The 14,124-nt window shown below is 40.8% G+C and carries 15 protein-coding genes; 5 read left to right on the forward strand and 10 right to left on the reverse strand.

What is annotated here, in order from left to right; all coding sequences use genetic code 11:
* Positions 1-157 precede the first annotated feature (157 nt).
* Complete coding sequence (locus AABK37_RS25355; RefSeq protein ID WP_432554286.1) at positions 158-397, reverse strand: hypothetical protein; 240 nt, start codon at positions 395-397, stop codon at positions 158-160.
* Positions 390-602: a hypothetical protein gene (locus tag AABK37_RS25360; RefSeq protein WP_052324893.1), complete on the reverse strand. Its 213-nt coding sequence runs from the start codon at positions 600-602 to the stop codon at positions 390-392. The genes AABK37_RS25355 and AABK37_RS25360 overlap by 8 nt, the downstream gene beginning before the upstream one ends.
* 810 nt (positions 603-1,412) lie before the next feature.
* Here AABK37_RS25360 and AABK37_RS25365 point away from each other — a divergent pair.
* Complete coding sequence (locus tag AABK37_RS25365) at positions 1,413-1,559, forward strand: hypothetical protein (RefSeq protein ID WP_432554287.1); 147 nt, start codon at positions 1,413-1,415, stop codon at positions 1,557-1,559.
* A 125-nt stretch (positions 1,560-1,684) separates the two neighbouring features.
* On the opposite strand, the gene AABK37_RS25370 is transcribed toward AABK37_RS25365, so the two are convergent.
* The 5 genes from AABK37_RS25370 to AABK37_RS25390 form a co-directional block, all read right to left on the reverse strand.
* Positions 1,685-2,368: a hypothetical protein gene (locus AABK37_RS25370; RefSeq protein WP_432554288.1), complete on the reverse strand. Its 684-nt coding sequence runs from the start codon at positions 2,366-2,368 to the stop codon at positions 1,685-1,687.
* A gap of 367 nt (positions 2,369-2,735) precedes the next feature.
* A complete protein-coding gene (locus AABK37_RS25375; protein WP_432554289.1) occupies positions 2,736-3,359 on the reverse strand; it encodes a cytochrome c oxidase subunit 3 in 624 nt (207 codons plus the stop codon).
* A gap of 110 nt (positions 3,360-3,469) precedes the next feature.
* Positions 3,470-5,206: a cytochrome c oxidase subunit I gene (gene ctaD / locus AABK37_RS25380; protein ID WP_432554314.1), complete on the reverse strand. Its 1,737-nt coding sequence runs from the start codon at positions 5,204-5,206 to the stop codon at positions 3,470-3,472.
* Positions 5,203-5,355, reverse strand: coding sequence for a hypothetical protein (locus AABK37_RS25385; RefSeq protein WP_432554290.1), 153 nt, complete (start codon positions 5,353-5,355; stop codon positions 5,203-5,205). Before AABK37_RS25385 ends, ctaD begins: the two co-directional genes overlap by 4 nt.
* A 16-nt stretch (positions 5,356-5,371) precedes the next feature.
* Positions 5,372-6,454, reverse strand: coding sequence for a cytochrome c oxidase subunit II (locus tag AABK37_RS25390; protein WP_432554291.1), 1,083 nt, complete (start codon positions 6,452-6,454; stop codon positions 5,372-5,374).
* 437 nt (positions 6,455-6,891) lie between these two features.
* Between AABK37_RS25390 and AABK37_RS25395 the strand changes: the two genes are divergently transcribed.
* Positions 6,892-7,866: a COX15/CtaA family protein gene (locus AABK37_RS25395; RefSeq protein ID WP_432554292.1), complete on the forward strand. Its 975-nt coding sequence runs from the start codon at positions 6,892-6,894 to the stop codon at positions 7,864-7,866.
* Positions 7,867-7,967: 101 nt separating this feature from the next.
* The gene (locus AABK37_RS25400) at positions 7,968-8,921 is read left to right on the forward strand and encodes a heme o synthase (RefSeq protein WP_432554293.1); all 954 of its coding nucleotides are present in this window, start codon (positions 7,968-7,970) and stop codon (positions 8,919-8,921) included.
* A gap of 358 nt (positions 8,922-9,279) precedes the next feature.
* On the opposite strand, the gene AABK37_RS25405 is transcribed toward AABK37_RS25400, so the two are convergent.
* Entirely contained in the window at positions 9,280-9,585 is a 306-nt protein-coding gene (locus tag AABK37_RS25405) for an RNA recognition motif domain-containing protein (RefSeq protein ID WP_432554294.1), read from the reverse strand.
* 21 nt (positions 9,586-9,606) lie between these two features.
* On the opposite strand from AABK37_RS25405, the gene AABK37_RS25410 reads away from it, so the two are divergent.
* Together AABK37_RS25410 and AABK37_RS25415 are read left to right on the forward strand one after the other, a co-directional pair.
* Positions 9,607-9,825: a hypothetical protein gene (locus tag AABK37_RS25410; protein WP_432554295.1), complete on the forward strand. Its 219-nt coding sequence runs from the start codon at positions 9,607-9,609 to the stop codon at positions 9,823-9,825.
* Positions 9,826-9,936: 111 nt separating this feature from the next.
* Positions 9,937-10,815, forward strand: a complete 879-nt coding sequence (locus AABK37_RS25415) for an MBL fold metallo-hydrolase (protein WP_432554296.1) — start codon at positions 9,937-9,939, stop codon at positions 10,813-10,815.
* 187 nt (positions 10,816-11,002) lie between these two features.
* On the opposite strand, the gene AABK37_RS25420 is transcribed toward AABK37_RS25415, so the two are convergent.
* Together AABK37_RS25420 and AABK37_RS25425 are read right to left on the reverse strand one after the other, a co-directional pair.
* Positions 11,003-11,629 (reverse strand): DUF1003 domain-containing protein, encoded by a 627-nt coding sequence (locus AABK37_RS25420; protein ID WP_432554297.1) that lies wholly within the window; start codon positions 11,627-11,629, stop codon positions 11,003-11,005.
* A 110-nt stretch (positions 11,630-11,739) separates the two neighbouring features.
* Positions 11,740-14,121, reverse strand: a complete 2,382-nt coding sequence (locus AABK37_RS25425; RefSeq protein ID WP_432554298.1) for a hypothetical protein — start codon at positions 14,119-14,121, stop codon at positions 11,740-11,742.
* Between the last annotated feature and the right edge of the window lie 3 nt (positions 14,122-14,124).

The following is a 14,124-nucleotide window of genomic DNA, read 5'->3' on the forward strand; positions in this document are numbered from 1 at the left end:
TTGGCGTAAGCCTGTTAGAGCAAGTTCTGACGGTGAATGAAGAATCCCCTGCCTTTCCGAATAGATGAGCGAAGCGATATCTATTCAGGCAGGGGAGTGTCAAGAAACAGTGGTTTTGCTGAAAGTGAAAGTCCAAACGCACTTGATAGAGTGTCAATCAAACTACATCCCGCACTGTGTAGCCCTTGCTGCATTTTTGAATCAATACCCAAGTTTTAGTTTCCTTATCGAGCGCGGGTAGAACACGGAAATTAAAAACATCCGCCCAAGTTTCTACGCCGTAATTATTTGCAAACTTCAACTCAAGCTCTTTAAAGCGTTCCCAATCGCGATCGCTGATGGCAGCAAATATGGGAATCACTATACTTAGTGGTATTAGAGTTGCTGCGTCAGTCATAAGTAATATCCTCAAAAATACAAACTATTGGCAAAAGGCTATCTTCTGTATCAATTATTTCTACTACTCGCCTGCCTGTGTTTTTAGCAATTCGCTTGCAATACTCTTCAGATGCCGCGATCGCCCAATCTCTAGTTTCTACAACTGGGTCGAATTTGCCTTTAGAGCGCTTAATGTCGTCATTTGTTTGGTTTTCTGGGGACAAGTCAGGCTACCTCATCCTCAACAACCAAAAATAGTTCACCCATCGATACCTTGAAAAGCCACATAAAATAATCGCGCTATTTACATCAATACGATTGAAATTATTTGAAGCGGCGATGTCACAGTGAAACCACCCTCAAGTTGCGGTGATAGCACTAATGGTACTTTATAAAGCATTGGAAATCATCCTCTGTTAGGCTTCACTGAAATAATCCGAGTGCCTGTAACTAGATTATCACCTTGAAATAGCTAATAAGTAGACCAACCAAATTAAAGGTAAAACCATACTCTGGGTGTGTTAAGCAAAACTGTAACGCACCGATATTTTCTGGAAGTCGCCATAGACCAAAAATTTTGATTGATAAGCGGTTTGGATGCTAGCGTAAAAAATTTTCATATTTTACTTATATATCCCTCCAACCTCCCGATATCTGACTCCCGACACCCAACCCTTAAGCCAGAAACATTTCACCACCCACACACATGAATGTTTCACCACCGCTGCGAAAATGCTCCTAGAACCAACGTAGGTACTAAAGGCATGGATTATGGTTTAGGTGAAATGATGGGTTAGAGGGGCTTTTGGACGGTTGTGAGAGGCTAGGCACTCAGGAGACGCGGGAAGGGCTAGGGGACGCGGTAAGGGTTATTTGTTAAAGCGTTTAATATCAGCGTGCGGTTGATTTTACTGACCAATTGGTCTGTGTTTTCAAAAAAATTTTTTACCTGTTGAACCAAGGAAATATATCCATGAGGTTTATTTAGTCAAGAAATGTTTGTTAAAAATTTGATAGCTATCACGTTATCTGCAATGTTACTTTATACTGCTGTAGAAAGTCCTAAAGATTTTTCCAATGTAGCAGAATCATCAATGGCAGTTATGCAACTTCTTCTGAAAGAGTCGGAAGAGTCGAAAAAGTCAAAGAAGTTAGAAGAGTCGAAAAAGTCGGAAGAGTAAATTTTGTTAAATAGCACTACAAATTACCCGTAGTGCTATTTTGTCTAAGTGCGTAGTATTAATTTTTATATGTCAAAACTTTAAAAATACATTAATATATTTCGGACTCGGTAACACCTTTATTTTTAATCATAACCTAACATATATTCTTCATAACTTACTTGAGTATAACCAAAGTCGTTGAAATCATCAGAACGTATAAACTCATCTATAGACTCATATAGAGAAGACATTCTCGCTTCTTTCTCATATTCTTCTATTTCTTTATACGTTTTGAATTCAAAATCTAATTTTGGATTTGTGTTTTCAATAAATATTAAATATCTTTCTTCCCAATCTAGTGAAAATTCTATCAAACCTCCTAATGAAAATTCCAAAAATTCTGTTAACTCCTTATCTACTAAATCTTCTTTAGATTCTTTTCTTAATTTTAATCCTTGTAGAACAGCATTTATATAAAAATCATGGTTCTTAAATGCTTGAAATTCTTTAAAAATCTTCCAGCAGGAATAAAAACTACCAAAAAAATTTATAGTGTGGTAATTTCCGTCATTAGAAGGTATATAAACAGGAGTTTCTAATTCTTCACCCAATTTATTAGGTATATTAATAATCTGCTCAGTTTCAGCTAACGATTCTGAATGTAATATTTCACTTATAAAGTTTTTCCACATTTCTAATTCTGAGGTAGGAACATCAAATTTAGCAAGATAGTAAATATGTTTTGGAATTAATTCAAATTTTGAGCCATTGTATACTATTTCATTTAAGTTAATTTCATTTTCCATATGATTAACTACCTCAGTCATACATATATTTACGTTTTAGCTTTAATTTTTGAGTAGTGTTATAGAAAAATTACTGAACTATTGAAATACTTTCAATCAGGTAAAGGCACTGGCTAGCGGTAAAATTTTCCAGTGCTTTTTAACTTTCTCTGTACTGATGTCGTCTAAATGATATTTCCCGACATTTTCACCAGATTAATAGGATCGCGACCTTTGGTAAAACAGCCTTGTTAAAAGGTATAAAATATTATTGCTTCAATTCCATTCTTTTAAGGGTGGGTTGCCTTCTGCCCTCTGCCTCCTGCCTTCTGAATGAAATTGATAAAGCTATAAATGAAAAACCCCCTGTTATAGGGGGTTTCACTTATAGCTTCAAAAAAATTGATACTTAAAGCAGGTATAGCAATCCGAAAAGGATAATCCAAATTACGTCAACGAAGTGCCAGTAAATTTCCGCAGCTTCGATGCCAAAATGCTTTTCGCTATTGTAGTGATCCTTAGTGCGCGATCGCCACAATACGGCAAGAATCGCCACAACGCCGATGGTAACGTGCAATCCGTGGAAACCAGTCAAAACGTAAAATGCACTGGCAAACAAATTCGTAGTTAAACCAAATTGAAGATGGGTATATTCATATACCTGACCTAGTAAGAAAATAATACCCATTGCCGCAGTTATTCCTAACCAAGTTCGCATTCCCCGCGCATCATTCTTTTTAATGGCGGTGTCAGCATTGTGCATGACAAAACTGCTAGCAATTAGATTGACAGTGTTGACTCCGGGGAGCAACAATTCTAACTCTGGCGTACCTTCTGGGGGCCACACAGGTAAAGTAGCACGGAAAGCCAGATAAGCTCCGAACAATCCTAGAAAAATCATCCCCTCAGCGATGAGGAAGACAATTAGACCAAATATACGATGGTCTGGATGTTCTTCGTGATGAGCGTCTGTTGTCGCCGCGTGGTGATGGTTGAGAGCTGTTTTAGCTGGGTCAATAGTTTGACTTTGCATGAATCTTTAATATTTATAGCTGTGTCGAAGAAATTTTGGACTAGGGTTAGGGGCTAGAAGAGAGAAAATGAAAACACACATCCTACTCCCTACTCCCTACTCCCTACTTTCTATTTACGATCTTCTGGATTTGCCGCAACCTTTGGATCTGGTTCGGCGCGTAATACAGAGTTAGGACCGCCAGACAATACTGGATTGGGATCGTCTAAGGGTACACCTTCTTTGGCTTTTTCCAAACCGTAGTCGTAGGGTCCGGTAGCCAATACTGGAAGTTCGTCAAAATTCTCAATCGCAGGCGGTGAGGTTGTCATCCACTCTAGGGTAAGTGCATCCCAAGGATTGTTACCTGCTTTTTTACCGTGCATCCAACTCCAAATCGCGTTGATGATGAAGGGGAATGTGGAAATCGCCAGTATATAAGCACCATAAGTGCAAATTTCATTCAAAGTCGTAAATTTCGGGTCATACTGAGCAACACGTCGGTTCATGCCCATCATTCCCAGCTTGTGCATGGGTAAGAATGCCATATTCAGACCGACGATAGTCAGAGTAAAGTGAACTCTACCCCAAAATTCGTTCATCATTCGTCCCGTCATTTTCGGGAACCAGTGGTAAATCGCGGAATAAATGCCGAGAACGCTACCACCAAAGAGGACATAATGCAAGTGTGCTACGACAAAATAGGTGTCGTGAACGTGAATATCAAACGGAACCGCAGCTAACATTACGCCACTGATTCCGCCGATGACAAAAGTGCCGACAAAGCCCATTGCGAACAACATGGCGGTTGTCAGGCGGATTTTGCCACCCCACATAGTTGCCAACCAACTGAAAATTTTAATGCCGGTAGGTACGGCGATGATCATGGTGGTGATCATGAAGAACATCCGCAACCAACCAGGGATACCGCTGGTGAACATGTGATGCGCCCAGACGATTAGTCCCAAAAAGCTGATGGCGAGACTAGAGTAGGCGATCGCTTTATATCCAAAAACCGGCTTGCGGGAATGCACGGGGATCACTTCCGAAATCGCCCCAAAAAAGGGCAAAATCATGATGTAAACCGCTGGGTGCGAGTAAAACCAGAACATGTGCTGGTATACAACCGGATCGCCACCACCAGTCGGGTTAAAAAATGTCGTTCCGGCAATTAAGTCAAAAGACAACAAAATCAAGCCCGCTGCTAGCACTGGTGTTGAAACCAAAGTCAGTGCTGAGGTAGCAAACATTGCCCAGCAGAACAAGGGCATTTGATTGAAACCCATGCCAGGGATACGCATCTTCAGCAGAGTGACAAGGAAATTAATTGCCCCCAAAATCGAAGATGTCCCCAGCAAAAGGACGCTCATAATCCATATTCCCTCACCCACTTGACCTGTAACCAAACTCAAGGGAGGGTAGGAAGTCCAACCGGCATCCGGTGCATCGCCTACCACTAAACTGCTGATTAGCAATATACCAGCAGGCGGAATCATCCAAAAAGCGACAGCATTCAAGCGGGGGAATGCCATATCTTTTGCCCCAATCATCAAGGGGATCAGGTAGTTAGCAAACCCCGCACCCGCTGGTACAATCCACAAGAAAATCATGATTGTGGCGTGCAGCGTAAACAAACTGTTATAAACTTCAGGCGTGACAAAATCCGTTTCTGGCGTTCGCAGTTCCGTGCGAACTAAGTCAGCCATTACCCCGCCCATGCAGTAAAAAATAAACGTAGTAACCAGGTATTGAATTCCAATTACCTTATGGTCGGTGTTAAAGCCGAAGTAGTCTTGCCATTTTCTTACCCCTGGTTCCTCATTCAAGGCAGGGGTATTCGCAGTTTCCTGCAACTGTGCTTGTGTCATAAAAGTCCTTTTGGTTGCTGGTTGTTGGGCATTGGGCATTGGGCAATGGGCATTGGTAATAAAAGATGCTTTCCATGCCTCATGCCCCATGACGGCAGATGCTTCAAGCCGGGAAACCCGTCCAACGTACTGCCTCCCCCATGCCCCATGCCCACTAACCAATAACTAATGGTGAATTTGATAAAGTATTTCTGGCTGAATTCCCATGTCCTTGGTATAAGGAGCGAGAAATTTATCTGGGGATATATCCTCGGTATTGACAGCAACGGCTTGATTTAGTGTTTCAGTGCTGGCAACTAGCTGCTCTTGTATCCAGTTATCAAAAGCTTCCTGCTTTTCCACAATAACTTGTGTTCTCATGGCACCGTGGTATGGACCGCAAAGTTCAGCACAGATGAGGTCATAATTACCTTCTTTTTTCGGTGTAAAGCGAATTTCACTTTGCCGACCGGGGATAACATCTTGCTTGAGGCGGAATTCTGGCACCCAAAAGGCATGAATAACATCGTTTGCTGACATGCTGAGTTGCACTTCGCGTCCGACGGGAACGTGGAGTTCACCGGAGGTAACATCAGTTTCTGGATAGGTAAAAATCCAGGCGTACTGCAAACCTGTGACGTTGACTATCATTGCTGGTGGTTTGCCTTCTTTTGCGGGAACCGGACCGATGGTCGGAGAAACAATACCTACGCCAGGAGCATTTCGCTTTTGGGGAATTTGATCGGCATTGCGGACTGCGGCTGTAGCGGGGTCTTGCATTGCCTCATCAGATTTCTGCTGATTCAGGTTGGGTTCTGTGCTGGGTGGAGTGTCGTTTAAAGTTGCTGCGATCGCTGCCCCAGGCATTTTCATCGACTGCTGCGTAATCGGGGCTTCGTGGACGGCATGGGGGTTAAAGCCACCCATTTCGTTATATACGTCAAAGCTGTAAACAGAAATACCGAGAACGATAATTGCTGGGATCGCCGTCCAAAGAATTTCTAAAGGTATGTTGCCTTCCACGGGTGGTCCGTCAGAGTTGTCGCCAGGACGACGACGGTATTTAAAGGCACTATAAATCAAAATACCCTCGACGAGCAAAAATATACCCGTTGAGACGACCATCATCGTGTTAAACAGACCATCCACTAAATCGGCTTCATCAGTTGCTGCTGTAGGCAACAGACCGTGATTTTGACCGTACCAGAGGCTGACCAGTGTCAGCAGGATGCCAATGAGTAACGTCCAGATTGAACTTGGAATTTTCACGGTTGATTAGAGTTAATGACTTTACTATTTTGGACAGAGCTGCTTACATACTACGGTAGTCCAGCCTATAAGACATTGAGTGTAATGGGTTGAAATTTTTATTAATTTTTTTTGGAGCTTTTCTCATTTTTCCTTAGGGGGATTTGCTAGATATTGCCAAGGATAGATGTAAATCAACAACAAAAATTTAACAAAGAATTTAGATAAGTTAAGTGATTGCCATTAATCAAATGCTGACAAAAGAGAAAATTCTCTAAAGCTTTTGGCTAAAAGTCGATTCGTTCATTCACAGTATAAATCAGAGCTAATCTTTAACCTTGGTTTATACGCTAGGGTGGTTAGGAGAAGGACACTTGCGCTTTTGGGGCAGAGTGTATCCTAACTGACAAATTTTAGAACTTTAAAGGCTTACTCATAGCTGGCATAAGGTATCATTCATGAGTGAATTTGTCCTAGAACAACAAAATGAAGCGGCACAAGAGCAGCAAAAACCCAAGGAAATGATTCGTCGCTTGGTGTGGAAAATTTGTGTAGCCACCTTAATTTTGATGGCAATAGGCAGTGCCACCCGCGTGATGAATGCTGGACTCGCTTGCCCAGATTGGCCTTTGTGCTATGGGGAACTTGTGCCAGCTAAACAAATGAATTTTCAAGTTTTTCTGGAGTGGTTTCACAGGTTGGATGCTTCGTTGATTGGATTGAGCGCGATCGCTCTGGCTATCTTAAGCTGGTGGCATCGTCGTTCTTTACCTAACTGGCTTCCTTGGGCTTCTCTTTTCTCGCTGTTTTTAATTGTCTTCCAAGGTGTCTTGGGCGGACTCACCGTTACTGAACTTTTGCGCTTTGATATCGTTACGGCGCATTTGGCAACGGCGTTGTTATTTTTCATTACTCTACTAGTTATCGGCACGGCACTCGCTCCCTACCAAGGAACTGGAACTGTTGGTAAGTTACCTTGGGTAAGTTTAACTGCTGCTGTTTTGGTTTATCTACAAAGTTTGCTTGGTGCTTTGGTCGGATCTCGCTGGGCACTACATCAATGTTTTGGCGGTTCTCAACTTTGTGCTGTAATGTACAGTCATATCGGTGGGGTGGTGCCGCCAACAGTAGCGACTTTGGCTGTAGTATTTCTCTCATTGCGTACACCTGCACTACATCCAGCTTTGCGGCAATTAGCTAAGATAACTGCTGGATTGTTAGTTTTACAGATTTTGTTGGGAGTTGCCACTTTTAAGTTACATCTCCAAGTCGAGCCTCTTACTGTTTCTCACCAACTTATAGGCGCGTGTTTGCTGGGTACTTTGGTAATTTTCACGGTTCTCTCGTTGCGTGATTTGGCTCTAAGTCGTGGTATTAATGTTTATTCATCTGATGTGACGGCGACTACAAGTGTAGATGGAGTGAATTTATAAGTTAAATGCGAGTGCTGGAAGTCTGTCTTTTTGTTGGACTATAAAAGCCAGAGGCGATAACGATAGCACAGAAATTGAACAAATAAGGAATTAGAGTCAACATGATTGAGACTAATGTCTCGAAGCACCACCAAACATTTCCCCAAGTTATTCAAAGCTATTACCAGCTGACTAAGCCTCGGATTATTCCGCTGCTATTGATTACTACTGCTGGTAGTATGTGGATTGCTGGTGAGGGAAAAGTAGATCCATTGCTGTTGTTAGTAACTCTGACTGGTGGTACTTTAGCAGCTGCTAGCGCTCAAACGATTAATTGTATCTATGACCGAGATATTGATTATGATATGGAGCGCACGCGCCATCGTCCTTTGCCTTCGGGTAGAATACAGCCTCGTGATGCTTTGATTTTTGCGATCGCTTTGGCTGTGATTTCTTTCAGTCTGCTTTTTGTATTTGCCAATTTACTAGCCGCAATGCTGGCAATGTCTGGTATTGTATTTTATGTTCTGGTCTACACTCATTGGCTAAAACGCTCTAGTACCCAAAATATTGTCATTGGTGGAGCTGCGGGAGCGATTCCGGCGCTGGTTGGCTGGGCGGCTGTTACGGGAACTTTAAGTTGGGTTGCTTGGTTACTTTTTGCGATCGTCTTTGTTTGGACACCTCCCCATTTCTGGGCGCTGGCGTTGATGATTCGGGATGATTACGCAAAGGTTGGGATACCAATGTTACCAGTTGTCGCGGGCAATGAAGCGACGGTGCGGCAGATTTGGTTTTACACGCTAATTTTGGTGCCAATTACGCTGCTGTTATATCCGTTACATGCGACGGGAATTGTTTATGCAGCGATCGCACTTGCTTTGGGAGGATTATTTATTCTCAAGGCTTGGCACTTGTTACACAATCCAGGCGATCGTACTTTGGCTAAAGATTTATTTCTCTATTCCATCTCTTACATGATGCTGTTGTGTCTGAGTATGGTAATTGATAGTCTTCCCCTGACTCATCGTGTAATTAGTTTTGTCGCAAGTCAATTGCACTTAGTTGTTAGTTAATTGGCACGCAAGAGCGATCGCCAAAATCCGACACCCTTCTAGGGTGTCGCGTTGTGCGTACAGAGCTTACGCAGGTGGAGAGAAGTTTGAGCGGAGGTTTCCTCCGATCAAAGCTTCTCTTCTCCCAAAGGGAGACGCTTGCGCGAACGAGAGGCTTCGCCAACGGAGCTTAGTTTTTGTAGCCCCAGGCTTCGATGCCTGCGGGCGTTTGTTTGTTGCGACGTTTATTTGTCTTGAAAAACCCTGTTTATAAAAGTGCGTTTCTAACCGCTTTTTAGATGCCAAAAAAGGCTCAAGCATGAATTACTGCTTGAGCCTTTCGTAAATTCAATTAACTTAATAATTGAATCTTTAAGACTTAGTAGCGGTTGCGGTTGTAGCCTCCGCCACCACCACGATTACCACCGAAAGAACCTCTGTCTTCCTTGGGTTTAGCTTTATTAACTTTAAGATCGCGTCCCATCCATTCAGCACCATCAAGCGCATCAATGGCGGCTGTTTCTTCAGCTTCTGAACCCATTTCTACAAAACCAAAGCCGCGTAAACGACCTGTTTCACGGTCGGTAGGCAACTGAACTCGTTTTACAGAACCATATTCTGCAAAAACAGAAGTCAGAGCTTCTTGTGTAACTTCATAAGAGAGGTTACCTACATAAATAGACATAGATTGTCTCCAAAATCATAAATGTGCGGAGATTTAGATTTCGGAGAAAAGTCTGTAAACACCAAAAGAAGAATACCTGTCAATGCTAAAAACAAACGCTGTCGCCGAATTAATTCTCATATCGATGGTAGCATAGCAAGCAAGGAAGAGTGGGAAAGTGATAAAAAATGTAATCAAAATTTATGTGTAGTTTCAGGCGATCGCTTACCGGAAAAAGTGAAAATAACTATTTTCTTATAAAGTAAGCACTGAGCAATAACAATTATAATTCCTCTTTTTTCCTAGATGGTAACACAGTGTATGACCGCTTTTGCTAACCTGTTCATACAGGCTGGGTAAAAGAGGTTTAATATGGCTCATTTAAATCTGCGGCGTCCGGAAAATGTCAGCGGCGATTTTTATGTCGATACTTCCTGTATTGATTGTGACACCTGTCGCTGGATGGCTCCGGAAGTGTTTGTTGAAGTTGGTGAACAATCGGCAGTTCATCATCAACCAGCTAATGAAGCCCAACGATTAACTGCGCTACAAGCTTTGTTGGCTTGTCCAACCAGTTCCATTGGTACAATCGAGAAGCCGCAAGATATCAAATACGCTCAACTGAGTTTTCCAATTTTAGTTGCCCAAAATGTTTACCACTGCGGTTATCATTCGGAAGATTCTTTTGGTGCTACGAGTTATTTGATTCAATTACCCGAAGGTAATGTTTTGGTAGATTCTCCCAGGTTTACACCACCGTTGGTGAAGCGGATAGAAAAAATGGGGGGGATACGCTATATGTATATGACTCACAGAGATGATGTAGCGGATCATCAAAAGTTTGCCGAACATTTTGAGTGTGAGCGCATTTTCCACACTAACGATATTACAGCTTCTACTCGCGATGTAGAAATTCAGCTAACTGGTAGTGAACCATTTGAGTTAACTCCGGAATTGTTAATTATTCCCGTTCCCGGTCACACTAAAGGACACACTGTTCTACTTTACAAACAGAAGTTTCTTTTTACTGGCGATCATCTGGCTTGGTCTGATACATATAAACAGTTGATTGCTTTTCGCAATGCTTGCTGGTATTCTTGGTCAGAACAGCTTAAATCAATGCGAAATTTAGCTAATTATACATTTGAATGGGTGTTACCAGGTCACGGGCGGAGGTATCATGCTGATGCTGAAATGATGAATCAGCAGATGCACAAGTGTATTGAGTATATGGAATCGGCTGGGCGATAAATATAAAAAGTTTATTTACCAGCGTTGCCGAATTTAGGTATGAAATTCCTAATTTATCGAGCGAGACGTTCCGTCGGAACGTCTCTACCAGAGCGTAAAAATTTGAAATTCATACCGCAAATCAGCAATGCTGAAATTAGAAATGAGTGCAAGAAATCTCATAAAACAGTTGCCTGCATATTCCCAATTAATTAGATGTTTCCTGGTTCTGGAGAGATTCTAATTCTTGTGTTAATGTCTCTTCCAACGCAACAATTACCGCATGGGGATCGGCAGGTTCCTTCATCATTTCGGCTTCGGGGTCGTAACGATTTTTCACATTGGGAAGGTCTTGGCGCAATTCTTCAACCAAGGCAATGAGTTTGGCAATTTTTTGCTCGGATAGCAGGTTTAATTGCAAGCTTAACTGCGCTCGTTGCTCCGCCAACTTTTCTTGTCGATTTTGCTTAATCAGCACTCCTGCTGTCATCAGTAACGAGCCTGTTGTCACCCAAAACCCCAGCCAAGCAAATGGAGGTGGGTCGAATTTCGGTAAGCCAAAACGCCGTGGCAAAATATTGGGTGTCATCCAAAGGACAATTACGAGCAGGATGCTATACAGAAATGCCGGACGACCGAAAAAAGTGGTGACAGCCTCCACACCTCGCTGATGTCCAGATACGTCTTGCTCGTTGCGTGTCTGCAACGCTATGATTGTCTCGATATTTTGACTAATGTGTTCTGGCAGTGGAGCAATGGGAAGAATGCTCTGACGGCGTGTTTCACTGTTATCTTCTGGTGAATTTTCCGAGTCTGGTTTGCTGCTGGTATTCACTGACAACTTTACCCTTTTCAATGACCTCTTCAATCTACTTGGGGACTTCCAAAGAGTAAATCTTCCGATAGTCTGGTTGAATTATAAAGCAAAGCTACATTATCTAAAATTTAACCCTGTAGAAGCTTTCCTAGGTCATCTTCTGTAATCGTTCCTGCAATCATTTCTTGAAAGAATTGATTTAGGGGCTTTTCTTTACTCACCTGCTTTAAAATAATTCTATCTTTACTGAAATGACTAATCACTCTTTCTGCCATTCGCATTTCTTCGGAACCTTGTTGACAAAAGACTTTATCATTAGCGCGAAATGACAGCAGATACAATAAAGATAAAAAGGCATTTTGCTTGTACTGCTCATGAAAATTAGTATGAGGTTTACTAAGCAAGTATTCGATAATTGCAGTAAAATGCACTTTAAAATTTACTAAGTTAACCGTATCAAAGTTATAATACCATAGCAAGATACGACCATAACCCCATAGATACTGGCTTGTTTCTAATTTATAGTAGGAGTTAAAGCAACTAAAGTATTGCCTTTGGAGTTCTTCATTTATTGCTACTCTAGCGAGGCACTGGAGATATTCCTTTTCAAAATTAAGATATGTAATTTTCTTGGTTATACTAAATATAATTGGATAAAAAAGATTATTCGGTAATAAGTATTGGGAAAAATTATATAGTTTTCCAGTAAATTTAATTGCCTCTAGCAAAAAACCTTGTTGAATTAAATTTAATTTACTGGGAGTATTTGAGTTTAACAATTCACAGATTATATCAATGATTTTATGAAGGCTCTGATTCTGTAATTTTGCTCTCAAGTCGCTCACCACTGCTTCATCGGAGTCAGCATCTATAGATTTCAGCATATCAGGTCTATTGTTACTCTTATGAATCTGTTCACAAGCCCTCTTAAGCAAGTCTTTTAATGTTGCATAGTTTATTGGTCTATTACTACTCTTACTAATACTAAGATTGTCTAATTCTTTATTAATATGCATTAAATATTCTATAAACTCTAATTTATTGCGAGTTGGCAAGCGATTAATTTGAGCTAATGATTCTTGCTGACGAGTGCTAATTATTTTTTCATGTGGAATATGGCTATATGATAATTTTGTTCTATCTGTCAGAGAAGCAGTTATCTTATATTTACCTTCTAAATCTGTAACTTTAAGTTCGGGAAATGAACCTGGTTGCAGGTGAAACTCTATACGTATACAAACATCTTCTGTTCTTTGACAGTTTTCAATTTCGATGTTGTAGTCTTGGGGAACACCATTTATACAATAATCGTTCCCATTAACCTTAATAGGTAGTTTAGCGGTTTTATTTTCCTTTGGTATGCGAAAGAAATCTTGGCTTTTACTAGGAATGCGTCCTATCAAAACTGTGGGTTTGCCTTCATAAGAAATAGCGTCTTTTTGCTGAGATAATTGAATCCATTGTTTTGATTTTTGCCCTTGAGCATCAGTAATTCCAATAGCGAATTCTATTTCATCGAGGTAAATGGCAAAAAGAGGAAAATTTAACTTACTTTTTTCTTGCCATATTTGATTAAACTGTTGAAAGCTTGGGTTAAGGCAGATAAATGGAAGTAGTTGCTGGATATGAGGAAAAATATTGTACTGACTGATTAAGGCAAATTGATATTCAGGATGCGTATTGGCAAGTTGTTTTAAATATTGAATATTAATTTGCTTGGATACAATGTCTGCAATGACGGCTAGGGATAAGGTTACTTTTTTATAATAAATCTGACTGTTGTGTAAAACTTCAACAATAAAATCAAAACATTCTTTATTCAAGTACGGCTGGATAATCTGAAAAAATGAGGTTTTTTGTAAATAGTTAGCGAGATGATTAAGTGTATCATCATTTTGGGCGATCGCTTGAAAATTATCCGCTAAAATTCGACGTGCTATGCTCTGGCAAATACTATTATATGATTTTATATTGTAACCTGAATCAAGAGAGATTGGTTTTTTCGTGTTGAGAATTGGAACTTGATAGGGGCTATTATCTAAACGTGAGAAGTTAATGGGAATCAGGCTATTGCTGACAAAATTATCCAGATTAACAAAAACTAACGGCTTCGTTAATTTATGTTGCCAAATTTGGGAATAATAATTCCAATAATAATAGGCACTGCTGTATAAGTAACCATCTTTATGTTCTAAAAGATTACTCATACTCAGCGTCATTAAATCCACTGTATCTCGGATGATAAATAACCGCTGTTTCTCTCCCTGAGTTAATTTAGTACCAATCGAGAGATAATCTAAAGTTGTTTGATTGATTGTTAACTCTTGAGAACGATTTGCACTTATAATCGGTTCTGGTAGATACGGATGAGTAGCATAATTCTGTAAGAATGCTTTGTATGCCCTTGGGAAATCCCCATCCTGGGGAATAAACTGCTCAGGAGACTCATGAAAAAGTTGAGCGTATTGACAACATTCAACGTAGGATTCCAAATTGAATAATTGAGTCATAAA

The sequence above is a fragment of the Tolypothrix sp. VBCCA 56010 genome (genome assembly GCF_050875635.1).
GTDB lineage: Bacteria > Cyanobacteriota > Cyanobacteriia > Cyanobacteriales > Nostocaceae > Hassallia.